Annotated in this window: 17 protein-coding genes and 1 pseudogene; 11 read left to right on the plus strand and 7 right to left on the minus strand. The window is 35.1% G+C overall.

What is annotated here, in order from left to right; translation table 11 throughout:
- Positions 1 to 333 precede the first annotated feature (333 nt).
- The 5 genes from thrS to PF028_RS05545 all read left to right on the plus strand — a co-directional run bounded on the left by thrS (position 334) and on the right by PF028_RS05545 (position 3,877).
- Positions 334 to 2,148: a threonine--tRNA ligase gene (thrS, locus tag PF028_RS05525; protein WP_270860985.1), complete on the plus strand. Its 1,815-nt coding sequence runs from the start codon at positions 334 to 336 to the stop codon at positions 2,146 to 2,148.
- Positions 2,145 to 2,666 carry a translation initiation factor IF-3 gene (gene infC / locus PF028_RS05530; protein ID WP_270860986.1) on the plus strand — a complete coding sequence of 174 codons (522 nt, stop codon included), beginning with the start codon at positions 2,145 to 2,147 and terminating at the stop codon, positions 2,664 to 2,666. The genes thrS and infC overlap by 4 nt, the downstream gene beginning before the upstream one ends.
- Positions 2,667 to 2,792: 126 nt before the next feature.
- Positions 2,793 to 2,984: a 50S ribosomal protein L35 gene (rpmI, locus tag PF028_RS05535; RefSeq protein WP_270860987.1), complete on the plus strand. Its 192-nt coding sequence runs from the start codon at positions 2,793 to 2,795 to the stop codon at positions 2,982 to 2,984.
- 94 nt (positions 2,985 to 3,078) lie between these two features.
- Positions 3,079 to 3,438 (plus strand): 50S ribosomal protein L20, encoded by a 360-nt coding sequence (gene rplT / locus PF028_RS05540; RefSeq protein WP_270860988.1) that lies wholly within the window; start codon positions 3,079 to 3,081, stop codon positions 3,436 to 3,438.
- Positions 3,439 to 3,580: 142 nt separating this feature from the next.
- Positions 3,581 to 3,877, plus strand: coding sequence for an HIRAN domain-containing protein (locus PF028_RS05545; protein ID WP_270860989.1), 297 nt, complete (start codon positions 3,581 to 3,583; stop codon positions 3,875 to 3,877).
- Between the two features lie 82 nt (positions 3,878 to 3,959).
- On the opposite strand, the gene PF028_RS05550 is transcribed toward PF028_RS05545, so the two are convergent.
- The 5 genes from PF028_RS05550 to PF028_RS05570 are packed head-to-tail and all read right to left on the minus strand — an operon-like array spanning position 3,960 to position 7,746.
- A complete protein-coding gene (locus PF028_RS05550) occupies positions 3,960 to 4,271 on the minus strand; it encodes a hypothetical protein (RefSeq protein WP_270860990.1) in 312 nt (103 codons plus the stop codon).
- Between the two features lie 18 nt (positions 4,272 to 4,289).
- Positions 4,290 to 4,919 (minus strand): superoxide dismutase, encoded by a 630-nt coding sequence (locus tag PF028_RS05555; RefSeq protein ID WP_270860991.1) that lies wholly within the window; start codon positions 4,917 to 4,919, stop codon positions 4,290 to 4,292.
- A gap of 41 nt (positions 4,920 to 4,960) precedes the next feature.
- Entirely contained in the window at positions 4,961 to 5,107 is a 147-nt protein-coding gene (locus PF028_RS05560; protein ID WP_270860992.1) for a hypothetical protein, read from the minus strand.
- The gene (locus tag PF028_RS05565; protein ID WP_270860993.1) at positions 5,100 to 7,112 is read right to left on the minus strand and encodes a mechanosensitive ion channel family protein; all 2,013 of its coding nucleotides are present in this window, start codon (positions 7,110 to 7,112) and stop codon (positions 5,100 to 5,102) included. Before PF028_RS05565 ends, PF028_RS05560 begins: the two co-directional genes overlap by 8 nt.
- Positions 7,075 to 7,746 (minus strand): carbonic anhydrase, encoded by a 672-nt coding sequence (locus tag PF028_RS05570; protein ID WP_270860994.1) that lies wholly within the window; start codon positions 7,744 to 7,746, stop codon positions 7,075 to 7,077. The genes PF028_RS05565 and PF028_RS05570 overlap by 38 nt, the downstream gene beginning before the upstream one ends.
- Before the next feature lie 162 nt (positions 7,747 to 7,908).
- Between PF028_RS05570 and PF028_RS05575 the strand changes: the two genes are divergently transcribed.
- The 6 genes and pseudogenes from PF028_RS05575 to tpx all read left to right on the plus strand — a co-directional run bounded on the left by PF028_RS05575 (position 7,909) and on the right by tpx (position 11,720).
- Positions 7,909 to 8,631: a Bax inhibitor-1/YccA family protein gene (locus PF028_RS05575; RefSeq protein ID WP_270860995.1), complete on the plus strand. Its 723-nt coding sequence runs from the start codon at positions 7,909 to 7,911 to the stop codon at positions 8,629 to 8,631.
- Between the two features lie 108 nt (positions 8,632 to 8,739).
- Positions 8,740 to 9,078: pseudogene (gene secG / locus PF028_RS05580) on the plus strand (preprotein translocase subunit SecG); the annotation flags it as partial.
- A 439-nt stretch (positions 9,079 to 9,517) separates the two neighbouring features.
- The gene (gene frr, locus PF028_RS05585) at positions 9,518 to 10,075 is read left to right on the plus strand and encodes a ribosome recycling factor (RefSeq protein WP_270860996.1); all 558 of its coding nucleotides are present in this window, start codon (positions 9,518 to 9,520) and stop codon (positions 10,073 to 10,075) included.
- Between the two features lie 2 nt (positions 10,076 to 10,077).
- Positions 10,078 to 10,686, plus strand: coding sequence for an orotate phosphoribosyltransferase (gene pyrE, locus PF028_RS05590; protein ID WP_270860997.1), 609 nt, complete (start codon positions 10,078 to 10,080; stop codon positions 10,684 to 10,686).
- Between the two features lie 17 nt (positions 10,687 to 10,703).
- Positions 10,704 to 11,123, plus strand: coding sequence for an RDD family protein (locus PF028_RS05595; RefSeq protein WP_270860998.1), 420 nt, complete (start codon positions 10,704 to 10,706; stop codon positions 11,121 to 11,123).
- A 63-nt stretch (positions 11,124 to 11,186) separates the two neighbouring features.
- Entirely contained in the window at positions 11,187 to 11,720 is a 534-nt protein-coding gene (gene tpx / locus PF028_RS05600; protein WP_270860999.1) for a thiol peroxidase, read from the plus strand.
- A 170-nt stretch (positions 11,721 to 11,890) separates the two neighbouring features.
- On the opposite strand, the gene PF028_RS05605 is transcribed toward tpx, so the two are convergent.
- Positions 11,891 to 13,246, minus strand: a complete 1,356-nt coding sequence (locus PF028_RS05605) for an SLC13 family permease (RefSeq protein ID WP_443101250.1) — start codon at positions 13,244 to 13,246, stop codon at positions 11,891 to 11,893.
- Between the two features lie 397 nt (positions 13,247 to 13,643).
- Positions 13,644 to 15,347 carry a DUF945 family protein gene (locus PF028_RS05610; RefSeq protein WP_270861000.1) on the minus strand — a complete coding sequence of 568 codons (1,704 nt, stop codon included), beginning with the start codon at positions 15,345 to 15,347 and terminating at the stop codon, positions 13,644 to 13,646.
- Between the last annotated feature and the right edge of the window lie 5 nt (positions 15,348 to 15,352).

Genomic DNA, 15,352 nt, shown 5'->3' on the forward strand with positions numbered 1-15,352 from the left:
GAGCGACTTCGCAATTCAAGCCCCCTTTCCCCCTGCAAGGCAACTTTCGAGCGGATTAAATTTAGAAAATAATTGCAATACCAAATTTAATTGAATTTTTAAATTTGCATAATTTTTGGTGGGCAAGGATGCCCACCCTACGATACTCAGAATAACGACAAAAGTATTATTGCAAGAATTTACATACAAAATTCTCAAATTTAAACACAAATTTATCAAAATAAATAGTTCTTAAATCAAAAACTAAGTAAATATTAAAATTTAATAAGATAAAATGATAAATCGTTCTTTTATCGTAAAAAAGACAATTTGGTAAAAAAGGAAAACATACAAATGAGCGATATTATCGCATACAAATTAGGTGAAGAGATTATTGACACTCAAAGCTACGCAGGTAGCGGAGAGCCAATCTATTTTGATAATTCAAATGACGCACTAGATGTCATCAGACACTCGGCGGCGCACTTATTAGCAGCAGCAGTCAAAAGCCTGTATAAAGACGCTAAATTTTTCGTAGGACCTGCTATCGAAGACGGATTTTACTACGATATGCGTGTGATTAAACCTGACGGCGAAAAACTTGGCGAAGAAGATCTAAAAATCATCGAAGAAAAGATGAAAGAACTTGCCAAAAACGGCGATGAAATCATAAAAATAAACTCAACCAAAGCAGAAGTTAGCGCAAAATACGCTAATGATGATTTAAAACAAGAAGTTTTAAAACGCATACCTGATGGCGCAGTTAGTCTATACAGACAAGGCGAATTTGAAGATATTTGCCGTGGCCCGCACCTGCCAAATACAAAAATGCTTAAATTTTTCAAACTCACTCGTATAGCAGGAGCTTATCTTGGCGGTGATGAAAAAAGAGAAATGCTAACTCGCATTTACGGCACAGCATTTGCCGACAAAGATAGCCTAAAAGAGCATTTAACAATGCTTGAAGAAGCCAAAAAACGCGACCATAGAAAACTTGGCGCGGAAATGAAATTTTTCACATTTGATGAAGAAATCGGCATGGGACTTCCGATTTGGCTACCAAACGGCACAAAAATGCGCGTAAAACTTGAAGAAAAACTTTATCGTGGGCTTCGCAGACGCGGCTATGAGCCAGTCAGAGGTCCTGAAATCCTAAAATCAGACGCTTGGAAAACTAGCGGACATTATGCAAATTACAAAGAAAATATGTATTTTACGATGATTGAAGAGCAAGAATACGGCATTAAGCCGATGAACTGCGTAGGTCATATCAAAGTTTATCAAAACGAAATTCGCTCATATCGTGATTTGCCGCTTAAATTTTGCGAATATGGCGTCGTGCATAGACACGAAAAATCAGGCGTCTTACATGGACTATTTAGAGTGCGCGAATTTACACAAGATGATGCTCATATCTTTTGTATGCCAAGCCAAATCAAAGAAAATGTTTATGAAATTTTAGATTTTGTTGATTTGCTTATGAAATCTTTTGGTTTTAACTACGAAATGGAAATTTCAACTAAGCCGGAAAAAGCTGTCGGCGACGATGAAGTGTGGGAAATCGCCACACAAGCACTTAAAGACGCACTTGATGAGAGAGGCTTAAAATACGGCATTGACGAAGGCGGCGGTGCATTTTATGGACCAAAAATCGATATAAAAATCACAGATGCCCTAAAACGAAAATGGCAATGCGGCACCGTGCAAGTGGATTTTAATCTGCCAAATCGCTTTGAGCTAGGCTATATCGATGAAAATAATGAGAAAAAACAACCTGTCATGCTTCATAGAGCGATTTTAGGTAGCTTTGAGAGATTTATTGGTATTTTGATCGAACACACTGCCGGCGAGCTTCCGTTTTGGCTATGTCCAACTCAAATCGCAATAATTCCGATTAGCGAAAATCATTTAGCTTACGCAAACGAAATCGCCGATAAACTAAGAAATTTAGAGATTGATAGTGAAATTTTTAGCAAAAACGAAACGCTAAATAAAAGAATTCGAACAGCAGAAAAACAAAAAGTCCCTATGATAATCGTTCTTGGGGATAATGAAGTTAATGAAAAAAGCGTTGCTCTAAGGGACAGACGAGAGCGAACTCAGTCAAATTTAAGTCTTGAAGAGTTTTTAAATTTATGCAAACAAAAATCAAGCGAGGTGAATTTTTGAGCAAAGAAAAAGAGGTTTTACTCAACGAAAACATACCTTTTGACGAGGTAAGGTGTATTGGAGATGATGGCGAAGCTTACGGCGTTATCTCATTGGACGAAGCACTAGAAATAGCAAACAAAAACGGCGTGGATTTGGTTTTAATCGCCCCTGATGCAAAACCGCCGGTTTGTAAAGTTATGAATTATAGCAAATTTCGCTATCAACAAGAAAAAAAGCTAAAAGAAGCCAAGAAAAAGCAAAAAAGCATTGAAATCAAAGAAATCAAGCTATCTGCTAAGATCGCTCAAAACGATATTAACTACAAAATCAAACATGCGATTGAATTTTTGCAAAGCGGAAAACATGTAAAACTTCGCGTTTTTCTAAAAGGTAGAGAGATGAATACGCCGGAAATCGGTGTAAATTTGCTAGAAAAAATTTGGCAAGAGTATCTACTTGAAGCAGCTGAGCGAGAAAAAGCTCCTGTTTTAGAAGGGCGATATGTAAGTATGCTTATTACGCCGAAAAAAGCGTAAATTTTTCAAATTTAAAAATGAATTTAGGCAAAATTTATCGCCTAAATTCATAAATTTTACAAAATTCAAAAATTTCAAAGAATAAATTTTGTATAATCACAATTTCACTTTAAACAAAGGATTAGTATGCCTAAAATGAAATCAGTTCGCGGTGCTGCTAAACGCTTTAAAGTAGGCAAAAATAAGATCAAAAGAGGCTCAGCTTTTAGAAGCCACATTTTGACAAAAATGTCTAGCACACGCAAAAGAGATTTAAGAGGCCCGCATTTTGTAGATAGCACAAACGAAAAAGCTGTCAAAAAAATGCTTTGCAAATAAGTTTTTGACGAAAAAAGTCATTCAAACCTCCTAAATTTGCCAAATTTAGGAAAAGTTCCGCAAGGCGGACGCCAAATTTTAAAAAGGAAAAATTATGGCAAGAGTTAAAACAGGCGTAGTTCGCAGAAGACGCCACAAAAAAGTTCTAAAACTAGCGCGCGGTTTTTATAGCGGTCGCAGAAAACATTTTAGAAAAGCGAAAGAGCAATTAGAAAGAAGTTTAGTCTATGCTTTCCGCGATAGAAAAGCGAAAAAGCGAGATTTTAGAAGACTATGGATTATCCGTATAAATGCGGCTTGCAGACTAAATGACATAAGCTATTCTAAATTTATGAACGGACTAAAATTAGCAGGAATCGAGCTAGATAGAAAAGTTCTAGCAAATCTTGCTATGAACGATAGCGACGCCTTTGCTGTTGTTGCAAAACAAGCAAAAGACGCACTTAAAAAATAAATTTTTAAACTTCAAACCCCGAAGGCTTTTGCTTTTGGGGATTATTTTACTTTAAATTCCAGCCTAGTTTTATCTGTTATAGTTTTTAACATATTTAAATCGTTATATTTGAATATGAAATATTAAAAGAAAGGATTAAGAGATGAAAAAAATATTTTTTACAATCACGGGGCTTAATTTTTACTATGGCGATGATTTTCTTAAAAAAGGTATGCGTGTAAAACTGAAAAAAGAGCCTAAAAATAGGTATGATAAAGAGGCAATCAAAGTAACTTTAAAAGGTCTTGGAACCATCGGTTATGTTGCAAATAGCACTAAAACGGTTATTGGCGAGAGTGTAAGCGGCGGGAGACTTTATGATAAATTTAAGAAAAAAGCCAAAGGAAAAGTGCTTTTCATAACGCGAAATGGGGTAATTTGCCAATTTATAAAAAAATAAATTTGGCGTTCGCTAAAAGCTTAACACCACAAATTCCAAAATTCGGCGAATTTAAAAGCAAATTTGCCGAATTTATAAATCTCTAATCCAATTTACAACCCGAAGTCAAAACAAAATGCGTCAAAAATCGCTGATTTTGCGCATTTAGTCTGCGGAGTTTTTCGATTATTTGTGGGTCATAATCATGCGAAAAATCCATATCTTCAAGCGGATAAAACGCATCTTCTAAATCGCGTATAAGCTTTTTTGTGCGTTCATCAGTTTGGCACTTTTCTAAACGAGAGCGAAGCTCTTTCATCATTTTTTCGGTCTGCTCAGGGCTAAATTTCACAGCAGTAAATTCAGCTCCAAAAGCAAAAGCCAAAACCGCACAAAAAACTAAAATTTTTTTCATTTTTTATCCTTAAATTTGCTATTTTTTGCACTCTGGGTGAATTTCATCTATGTAAAATCTCACCGAATTTAGCCCTTCTTTTATCGCCCAAGAGTATGCTTCACTAACAAAATGCCAGTTGATATTTTCATAAAACTTTTCCAAATAACTAGCCCTTGCATTTTTAAAATCAATATAATAAGCATGCTCCCAGACATCAACCACCAAAAGCGGAACCTGATTTTCTATTATCGGCGTAGCGGCATTTTGCGTTTGCACGATTTTTAGCCTACTATCATTTAAATCATAAACTAGCCAGCACCAACCGCTCCCAAAAAGAGTAGTTGCGACGGTTAAAAATTTAGCCTTAAAATCATCGAATTCTTCACGCAAAGCTTCTCTTAGTTCGTTTGAAATTTCGCTTTTTTCGGCGATACAATCAAAATAAAAATCGTGGTTGTAAATTTGCGCTGCGTTATTAAAAATCGCTCCTTGCGATTTATTTATAATGTCAAATAGATGACAATCTTTAAATTCCGTATCGTTTATAAGATTATTTAGATTTGTAACATAAGCCTGATGATGTTTTCCGTAGTGAAATTTACAGGCTTCTTCGCTTATAACTGCATTTTTTGCGCCGTCAAACGGCAGTGTTCGTAACTTAAACATAAATTGCTCCTTTGAAAATAAATTAGCAAATTTGGCTAAATTTATTCATAAAATTCATCTTCGCCGTCATCTTCATCGAAGCTATAATCATCTTCATCGTAAGAGTAGCGATAATCGTCCATATCGAAATCGTTTTCGTTTTCGTCGTCGAATTCGTCAAATTCCATTTCATCATCAAATTCAGCCATTTTGTGCTCCTTTGTTGTTAGAATTTTCTGTTTTGTTATCATATTCAAATTTTGGTAACTTTTCAACATATAAACTTTGTGACGGAAATGCAAAACTTAGCGAATTTTGCTCTAAAATTTCCATTATTTTAAATAAAATATCTTGTTTTACTTCCAAAAATTCGCCAAAATTCGTCGTTTTTGTGTAACAATAAATCAAAATATTTATCGACGAATCTGCAAATTCGTCCAAAACAACATAAAGCAAATTTTTATAACCTGCCAAATCATCAATCGAAACCATTTTTTGTTTATGTCTTATGCGATGATCTTTTGCATTTTTTGCATTATCGTGCGTTGCGGCGATTTCAGGGTGATCTTCTAGCATATCTTTTATTTCACTAATAGCTTTTTGAATTTTATCTTTCGGCGATAAATATTCTACACCGATAACGATTTTAAGATGTCTGCCGATTTTTCGCCTACTCCAATTTATAATATTTTGTGCTACAATGTTTGCATTTGGCACCGAAACTAGTGCGTTATCCATTGTCCTAATGGTAGTTTTTCGCATGCCGATTTCCACAACATGCCCTTCTACACCGTTAATTGCGACATAATCGCCTTGCGAAAATGAGTTATCAAACAAAAGCATAATCGAAGTAAAGAAATTTGCGATTATATCTTTTGTAGCAAGAGCGATAGCCAAACCTCCGATTCCAAGAGAAGCCAAAAGTGCAGAGATATTAAATCCAAGTCGTCTTAAAATTAGTAAAATCGCTACGATTACGACAAATATATATAAAATTTTTATCATCAAATTTACGATTTCTTTTCTTGCACTTTTTTTGGCAAGATTTCCAAGCAAAATAATGCCGTATCCGTCAATAATAACCAAAATCAACCAAGCATTTAAGATAATATAGGCTATCGATAAAGCATTTGCCACTTTTACAGGAAGCGGCGCAGGATACGAAATAATGCTTAAACAAATGCTTATCGCATAAGCAATCAGCAAAATTCCAAGCGGTCGTTTCAAAATATCAACAACTTGCGTTTTTAAATCTATGCTTTGGTTTTTTGAAAACGGCTTAAAGATGAAATATAGCAAATTCGCTAAAAACCTTCTAAGCGAATAGAAAAATCCGATAATAAAAAGCACCAAAATGGTTTTTCCGACATTGATTTTACCGATTTTTGGACTTTTTTCATTGATATAATCAATCGCAGTGTTTAAATTTAGCCTTGTAACAATGGCATTGCTAGTTAGTAAATCCTTATTTGTTAAAAGATAATTTAATACCTCTTCATAGGTTTGTTTGCTGTTTTCAAGTTCGCCAAATTTATTATCGAAATTTAATTTTTCTTCGTCTGTTTTTAATTTTTCTTTTAAAAGCAATAAATTCGAAAAATCAAGCGTTTGAAGCGTTAAAATCGAACTTTGTAACTCTTTTTCGAGCGCCTTGCTTCCTGAGCCTTTGGTAAATAAATCATCTACTTTTAGCAAAGAACCATAAAATATTTCGGCTAAATTCATATTTTCAAGTGAAAATGAAGCTTCAATATACTCTTTTGAGCCTTGTTTGTTTTTATTTTTTTCTATACTTTCTAATAACGAATTTTTGTGCTCTAAATATTTTACAATACCTTCTTTATTAATTTTTTGTTTCGTTATAGCATAAGGAATTGTATCAAAAAGTGCTTCTTTGCTTTTAGCTAAATTTTTTGCTTCTTCGCCGGTAGCGTTCGTATCGCCTTTGGCTAGAAGAGTTTTATGTATAGCGTTTAATTTTCTAATATCATTTACCACAGCTGAAAGCCTAATAGTATCATTATCGAGCGAATCAGAGTTCTCGCTTTTTTCAATTTTTTCAACTATTAAATCTCTAACTTCACTTTCATTGCTATCTGAATTTTTTGAAATCGCTTCTATAACTTCTTCTTTTGTTATGTTTGTATCGCTAGAATTTGTATCTGCAAAAATAAAACTAATAATCGCTAAAAAGCTGATTATAAACTTTTTCATAATCCTTTTCCTTTGTTAAAATTTTAAAATGTCCGCTGGTGTGATCGTAGTCAAAAAGTTCGCCCGTTTCGATGATATAGTGCCAGCCGTAAATTTTTATCTCGCCTTTTTCGTGCAAATTTGCTAAATTTGGAAAAGTTAGCAAATTTTTTATCGAATTTATGATATTTAGCCGTTCTGTTATCCACTCTCTTTTGGAAATTTCTAAATTTTTGATTTCTGAAATTTCCTTTTTAACAGGATCTAACAAATTTAGCCACTTTTTGACATTTGGAATTTTTTCTAACTTTTCACTTTCATAATAAAGTGCCGCGCAACCACCGCAGTTGCTATGTCCGCAGATGATTATATTTTTGATTTCTAGCGCGTAAAGAGCGTATTCTATCGCGGCCGTTGTAGCGACAAAGTCATTACTCACACGATACGGCGGAACGATATTTGCGATATTTCGCACGACAAAAAGCTCTCCCGGTAGCGTGGAAGTTATCAAATTTGGCACAACCCTAGAATCGGCACAGCCCACAAAAAGCGTGTGTGGAGTTTGATGATTTGCCAAATTTTCAAAAAGTTCCTTATGTTCTAAAAAGTTTTCTTCCATAAATTTAACGGCACCGCTAATGATTCTGTCGTTCATAGTTCTCCTTTAAAAGTGTAGGATTATAACAATTTAGAATTAATGTTGAATAAATTTGCTTTTTGTCTTGTCAAATTCATCTAAATTTATTTTATTTTAATTTATTATTTACCATTTTTCCGATATACTCACTCGCAAATTTAAATCTAAAAGGAGAAAAATATGGCACTTTTCAACAAAGACTATGGAAAAGACCTACAAAACATCGATGTGCTAGGCGAAAAATATGAAAACTACGCCGAATATGATAGTTCGAGAATTTCAACTATCATCAAAGACACTTATGCGCTTTTGACTGCTTCTATGATAGCAGCAGCAGCGGGTGCTTTTGTAGCGATGAATACAGGCATTTCACTTGCCACTAGTCCGCTTATTTATCTAGTTGTGATTTTTGGTTTAATCCTTGGTATGCAATTTGCAGTAAGTCGTGGCGCAAACACACTAGCGCTTGTGCTACTTTTTGCATTTACATTTATCACAGGTATGACGGTTGGAGCGATAATAACAGCCTTTGTGAGCGCCGGAGCTGGTCATGTCGTAACACAAGCTTTTGTTGCCACTGCGGTTGCATTTGGCGCACTAACTATCTATGCGATGAGAACAAAGGCAGATTTTAGCTCTTGGACAAAGCCTTTGTTTTGGACGCTTATCGGCGTTGTCGTTGTTAGCCTTTTAAATGTATTTTTGTTTAAAAGCAGCGTTTTAGCTCTTGGCGTTTCAGCTGTTTGTGCTGTGCTATTTTCAGCTTACATACTTTTTGATACACAAAAAATCATCAGAGGCGAATACACATCACCTATCATGGCAGCTGTTGGTATGTATCTAAATATCTACAACCTTTTTATGTCGTTACTACACATTTTGGGTGTTACAAATAGAGATTAAATTTGATAGTGCCGTTTTAAATTCACAAACGGCACTTAAATTTTAACTTAAATTTATCTTACTTTTTGTATAATCACAGGTTCAATTTAAAATTAAAAGGTTTCAATCGTGACAACATTGTTATTAATTCTTCAAGTTATACTTGTTATCGTGATTACGATTTCAGTTTTGTTACAAAAAAGCTCATCTATCGGGCTAGGACAATACAGCGGAAGTAACGAAAGTCTATTTGGTGCAAAAGGACCTGCGGGATTTTTGGCTAAATTTACGGCGGTTATGGGAATTTTATTTGTTATAAATACTTTGGCTTTGGCATATTTTTATCAAAAAGATGCAAAAAGTTCGATTATTGATAGCGTTGATACAAGTAAAATGATAGAACAAAATGCCGTTCCAAGCAGCCCAAGTGTGCCAAGTGTTCCACAGACAAACGCACCTAGTGCTCCTATGGCACCACAAAGCGGTATCTCGCCGATTGCTCCAATCGCACCTGTTATAGATAGTGTCGTAGCAGAAGCAAACGAAACCGCTCAAAATTTAGTAGCCGAATTTAATGCAACGGTGGAGAAAATAGTAGAAGAAGCCAACCAAACAATAGAACAAGCAAAAGATACGGCAAATTCAGTAGCAGAAAAAGTTATGAGCGAAGCTAACGATACAGCAAATCAAATCAATCAAGCCGTAACTACACAAATCGATAAAGCAGAACAAAAAGCAGATGAAATCATATCTGAAATCAATGCCACAATCGCACCTGCTATTTCAATCGAAACAAACTCAACAAATAATTAAATTCTAAATTTAAAAGTGCTTCGGCACTTTTAAATTATTAAATTCTTATTTTTTTAATGATATAATTAAAAAATTTTTACCAAAAAGGATACAAATGTTAGATCAAATTTATGCTAACCAAAAAGCAGGTGGCGAAAAGGCTATGGAAGCCCTTAAAAAGGACTTTACAACACTACGAACAGGCAAAGTAAATATAAATATTTTAGATCATATCACGGTTGATTATTACGGAAGTCAAACCCCGCTAAACCAAGTCGCAACAGTTTTAGCAACGGATGCCGTAACAATCACCATTAGCCCATGGGAAAAACCTATGCTAAAAACGATAGAAAGCGCAATCGCTGCGGCAAATATCGGCGTAAATCCAAACAACGACGGCGAAAGCATAAAACTATTTTTCCCACCAATGACAGTCGAGCAACGACAAGAAAATGCTAAAAAAGCCAAAGCAATGGGCGAAAAAGCAAAAATTAGCATTAGAAACATCAGAAAAGACGCAAACGACGAGATTAAAAAACTAGAAAAAGATAAGGCTATCAGCGAAGATGAAGCTAAAAAAGGCTACGACGAAGTGCAAAAAATCACCGATAATTACTCAGCTAAAATCGATGACGCCGTCAAAGCAAAAGAAGCCGAACTTTTAAAGGTTTGATAATGGATATTGAAAAAATTTACCTAGAAAACGGAGCGTATCTGCAAGGGCATTTTTTGCTAAGTAGCGGAAATCACTCTGAGTTTTATCTCCAAAGCGCAAAAGTGCTAGAATACCCTGAACTTGCAGGAAAACTAGCCGACGAACTTGCTAAAATAATAGCAAATTCAGGCATTAAATTTGATAGCGTTTGCTCTCCTGCTTTGGGTGGAATTCTAGCAGGATACGAACTTGCGAAATCTTCCAAAAAAAGATTTATTTTTACCGAGCGAGTTGATAAAATTATGACTCTCCGTCGCGGTTTTGAAGTCAAAAAAGGCGAGAAATTTATCATTTGCGAAGACATTATCACAACAGGCGGATCGGCACTGGAAAGCGCTAAAATCATCGAAAGCCTAGGCGGCGAAGTGGTGGCTTACGCAGCCCTTGCAAATCGCGGATTTTGTGCGGTTGCAAATTTAGGAAATTCTCGTAAAGAAAGTTGCAAACTTCCTTTTGATAAACCGCTTTTTACGCTTGGAAATTTCGATTTTGACATTTATGAACCGGGTTCCTGTCCGCTTTGTAAATCAGGCTCAGTTGCCGTAAAACCGGGCAGTCGCGGAAACTAAACGAAGAAAGAGCAAATTTGGCAAAGACAAAAGCAGGCATTGCACCGATTTTTTTACGCATAAAAGCGTTCATCGTCGATATGTTTTTCATCGCAATGCCACTTTTGTATATCACGACTTATCTCATTTTAGGCTCAAAAGAAGCCTTTCAAGAAAACCAATTCGCAATCGCAATCGTGTGGGCAATTTACGGCTTTATAACTTCCATTTTCATCGCAAAATCAGCCCAAACTCCGGGATATAAATTTTCGCAAATTTATCTAATAGATCTAAAAACAGGGCGAAAAATCAGCTTTTTAAAGGCATTTTTACGCTTTGTTTGTTTTATTTTAGCAGGATTTAGCATTGTGGGATTATTTTTATGTTTTTTCCGCAAAGACAAGCTAAATTTACACGATCTACTCACACAAACTGCACCTGTAATCAAAAAATCATAGTAATTTAATCTTATTTTTAAATTATTTGGATAAAATTACTCTAATTTTTGTAAAGGAGAAGAAATGGTAACTGTAACAGTCGGTGGAAATACCGTAAATTTGAGCGGAACAGAACTAAAAGTTGGCGATAATGCCCCTGTGGTTGAAGTTGTGGGAAAAGATTTAGGCACTATTAAAGTAGGCGGAAAAAGCGATAAAATTCAAATTTTAGCCGTAGTTCCATCTCTTGATACCGGCGTTTGCGCAACAGAAACTCGCAAATTTAACCAAAATATGGCAGGAAAAGAAAATGTCGCACTAAGCGTGATTTCTATGGATTTGCCGTTTGCTATGGGTAGATTTTGTTCAACAGAAGGTATCGAAAACATAAGCGTTGCAAGTGATTTTAGAAATAAAGACTTCGGCAAGGCTTACGGCGTTTTGATGAGCGATGGAAAACTAGCAGGGCTTTTAGCAAGAGCGATTTTTGTTATCGATACAGACGGAAAGATTATCCACAAAGAAATCGTTAGCGAAGTAAGTTCAGAGCCAAACTATGACGCTATCAAACAAGCACTCGGCGGAAGTTGCGGTTGTGCATGTAGTTGCAACTCGTAACTACAAATTTACAAAAATATCCTTAAATAAATTGCATTAGAGTGCAAATTTTTGCACTCTAAATTTTTAATTTAAATTATTTTCACAAATTATTTTTTCTATTTTTCAATGATAAATTCTCGAATAAATTTAAATTTTCGAGCGAATTTAATCGCCCGAAAATTTGCATATTATGCAAAGAATATGTAAGTATAAAGTGTTAAAATAATCGCTGCGCAAGGTGCTAGGCGAAGACCTGATCTTCTAAGATCTCTTTGTTTTATCTCGCCCGTTCCAAATACAAGTGCATTTGGCGGAGTTGCAACCGGCATAATAAATGCACAACTTGCTCCAATTCCGATAATGATAACAAGCGTTTCTTTTGGCATTCCAAGAGAATCTGCAATCGCCGCAAAAACAGGCACCAAAAGCGCGGCACTGGCAGTATTGCTTGTAAATTCAGTCGTTCCGATGATAAATAGAGCAACGCAGAAGATTACAACGATTTTTGGTAAGCCACCAATAACGCTAGCAACGGCATTTCCTAGCACAAATGAAGCTCCTGTTTGACCCAAAATCGCACTTAGAGTTAAACCGCCGCCAAATAGCAACAATACGCCCCACTCGGTATTATCTGAAACTTCCTTCCAAGTTGCAAGTCCTCCTACTACAACGCTAATGGCAGCAGCAATAGCAATCCAAGCATCACTTAGTCTAAATGGTACACCCATATCTGTTAAAACGCCGTTTAACGGTTTTGAGAATATCCACAAAAATGCAGTTATGCAAAATACTATTGTAGTAAAAACCCTATCTCTATTCCAAGGAATTTGCTCGATTTTCATTTCGATTTTATAGTTTAAATTTGGTTTAAACGCAAAATACATAACAGCAAGCATTGTTGGAAATAAAATCAACATTATCGGCAAACCAACTTTGAACCAGTCAAAAAAGCTAAAATCAAGCTCTTTTGCAGCAATCATATTTGGCGGTGAGCCAACTAGCGTTCCAAGCCCGCCGATACTAGCAGAATATGCAATTCCGATTAGCAAAAATAGTTTTGTGCCTCTATCTTTTTCGTCCATATTTGAACAAATTCCCAAAGCCAAAGGAAGCATAATCGCAGCAGTTGCGGTATTTGAAACCCACATTGACAAAAACGCAGTTGCGATACAGATTAAAATCGCAGAAACGCCAAGTCTGCCACCTGCTTTTGAGATTAGCCACATTGCAAGTTTGCGATCTAGTTTTTGAACATGAAGAGCTGCCGCTAGTGCAAAACCGCCAAAAAATACATAAATCGTAGGATCTGCAAATGTCGCCATGGCCGATTTTATTGTCATTGGCGTAAATTTGCCATCAGTTACCTTACCAACTCCGATTAAAACGCCAAGAATTGGCACCATCAACGCAGTAATCGTAATATGCACAGCCTCAGTTAGCCACATAATGGCAATAAATAGCAACAACGCTAAACCCTTGCTTGGATTTGGTTCAAACGGCAAAATCGCATACAAACCAAACGACAAAACCGCCGCAATCGCCATTATAACGATACTGCGAACTGGAAATGGTCGAGAATAATGCGTCTCATGAACCATTTCTTCTACCCCGTGCGGAGAATTATCGATCTCCATAGCAGAGACAGTAGAATTTTCATTTTTGTTTTCTTCCATTTTTTTCCTTTCGTAAAATTTTAAATCAAATTCTATAAAACAAATACTAATTTGCTAATAAATTTAAATCAATTTAAGCAAAATTTAATTTTAAATATTACAAATTGTAACACTTTGGAAAATTTTAAAGTCAATTATAAATTTTTTATTAAAAAAAAATTGTTATTTTTTTGGATAATTTAGATTTAAATAAAAAGAATTTGAGTAAATTTGTAGCAAATTTGCAAATTCGGCTTTAAAATTTATGCCAAATTTGCAAATTTTATCTTTAAAAAACTTCTACTTCGGATTGTTCTAAATTGGATTTTATAGTTTCGCTTTCATAAATTTTTTGGCAAATTTGCGCTTCTTCGTCGTCGCCTTTTTCAAATTTTATATACGCCTCTTTTTCATCTGTTTTTTCAAAAATCGAAATTTTTATGCACTTTTTATTTTTGGTCAATAAATGCACCGAATTCGCTGAAATCGCTTCAAATTTAACATTTGTCATCTTATCAAAACTTTGGGCAAATCTGCCTTGTGAGAGATGATACGCAAACAAATCATTTCTCATCGCCATAAAATCGCCTACGCTAAGAGCTACGATTTTATCGTCGTTGTATTCATTTAACGGCGAAGGAATTCGCTTATCTCCAACGATAAATTCTTTTGTTTTTGGATCTAGCGAAAAATCTATAATAAATCCATCGCCTTGCGGTTTTGCAAATTCTTTAAGCTGAGATTCTACCAAAATTCCAAAAAGTGCCAAATGCGGATAAGCACTTAAAAATTCACTCGCACTTGCGCTAGAAACGAACGAACCTTTAAAATTTATGTTATCAAAAATTTTCTCTCCGCCTACAAAATTACTCATATCAAAATCCGATTTTAGCGATAATTTATCGCTTTTTGTATTTTCTAGGCTAAGGTTATTTAGCGAAATTTTCATACCTTTTTTGAAAATCTCAGCCATGATTTTTTCAGTTTCTTCCTTGCCTAATTCTTTAAAATTCACGCCGTTTTTGGCAATATACTCGATAAAATTTTTATCGATTTGAAAATTTATATCTGAATTTATATTTTTTATCTCGGTGCCGTAAAGCTCAAATGAGCCGATTTTGCTCTTGTCATTTAAAATGCCAAATTCGCTACCAATCTCGCTTTTACCGATACTTGAAATATCTTTTAACATAAAAAGATTGCTGTTATCTGCGATTATGCCAAAGTTTTTTGCGCTAATATCATATTCGTAATTTCCCATAGGAATTAAATCATTGCTTAAATTTGCCAAACTCTCAGGATTTGCAAATTTGATTGCGTAATCCACCCCGCCAAATGCCATTTTACTCTCTTTTATACCTAATTCTTTGCCTAAATCACTAAGCTTAAATTCGCCATCTTCTAGCATAAATTTGACATCTTTTAGTTCGTTGTTAGTATTTAAATTTGATAAAAGTGAAATGCCGCTAAATGCGAATTTATCGCTTTTTAAATCGGCTAAATTTGCTAAAATTTCACTTCCACTTACGCCTACTTTTGAATTTATTTCTAACGGCGTGGCAGTATTAAAAAGCTCGTTTGAAATTTTTGCATAACTTGGCGTTAAAATCGTAACTTTTCCTTTGCTTTCAAATCCGTTTGCAACGCCCAAAATAGAGTGATTTACTTCATAATCATATCTAAATTCAAAGTCGTCTTTAAAATAGCTTTTGATTTCGTTTTTTATTTCGCTTACAATCTCTTTTTCTTCGCCCATTAAAAATTTTTCCACATTTTCGTCAATTACAGCATAAATTTTTTCTTTTTTTACCAAGCCCTCAACTACGCCCTCTGACGCACCAAAACCGCGATTAAATTCGCTTTTTTTAACTTCAAATTCGCTATTTTGAGTGATAAAATTTTCGACTTCATTTTGCACGCCACCGCCCAAAAAATATGTCGCACCAAGACCTAATAAAACCAAAACAACCACAACGGCAAGAATTTTTTTCATCATTT

This window comes from Campylobacter sp. CN_NE2 (assembly GCF_027797465.1).
GTDB lineage: Bacteria > Campylobacterota > Campylobacteria > Campylobacterales > Campylobacteraceae > Campylobacter_B.

Bases quoted from the DNA above. Each gene is read 5' to 3' on its own strand.
- thrS (WP_270860985.1), top strand. From the start codon at position 334: ATGAGCGATATTATCGCATACAAATTAGGTGAAGAGATTATTGACACT.
- rpmI (WP_270860987.1), top strand. From the start codon at position 2,793: ATGCCTAAAATGAAATCAGTTCGCGGTGCTGCTAAACGCTTTAAAGTA.
- rplT (WP_270860988.1), top strand. From the start codon at position 3,079: ATGGCAAGAGTTAAAACAGGCGTAGTTCGCAGAAGACGCCACAAAAAA.
- PF028_RS05545 (WP_270860989.1), top strand. From the start codon at position 3,581: ATGAAAAAAATATTTTTTACAATCACGGGGCTTAATTTTTACTATGGC.
- PF028_RS05550 (WP_270860990.1), bottom strand. From the start codon at position 4,271: ATGAAAAAAATTTTAGTTTTTTGTGCGGTTTTGGCTTTTGCTTTTGGA.
- PF028_RS05555 (WP_270860991.1), bottom strand. From the start codon at position 4,919: ATGTTTAAGTTACGAACACTGCCGTTTGACGGCGCAAAAAATGCAGTT.
- PF028_RS05560 (WP_270860992.1), bottom strand. From the start codon at position 5,107: ATGGCTGAATTTGATGATGAAATGGAATTTGACGAATTCGACGACGAA.
- PF028_RS05565 (WP_270860993.1), bottom strand. From the start codon at position 7,112: ATGAAAAAGTTTATAATCAGCTTTTTAGCGATTATTAGTTTTATTTTT.
- PF028_RS05570 (WP_270860994.1), bottom strand. From the start codon at position 7,746: ATGAACGACAGAATCATTAGCGGTGCCGTTAAATTTATGGAAGAAAAC.
- PF028_RS05575 (WP_270860995.1), top strand. From the start codon at position 7,909: ATGGCACTTTTCAACAAAGACTATGGAAAAGACCTACAAAACATCGAT.
- frr (WP_270860996.1), top strand. From the start codon at position 9,518: ATGTTAGATCAAATTTATGCTAACCAAAAAGCAGGTGGCGAAAAGGCT.
- pyrE (WP_270860997.1), top strand. From the start codon at position 10,078: ATGGATATTGAAAAAATTTACCTAGAAAACGGAGCGTATCTGCAAGGG.
- tpx (WP_270860999.1), top strand. From the start codon at position 11,187: ATGGTAACTGTAACAGTCGGTGGAAATACCGTAAATTTGAGCGGAACA.
- PF028_RS05605 (WP_443101250.1), bottom strand. From the start codon at position 13,246: ATGGCGATTGCGGCGGTTTTGTCGTTTGGTTTGTATGCGATTTTGCCG.
- PF028_RS05610 (WP_270861000.1), bottom strand. From the start codon at position 15,347: ATGAAAAAAATTCTTGCCGTTGTGGTTGTTTTGGTTTTATTAGGTCTT.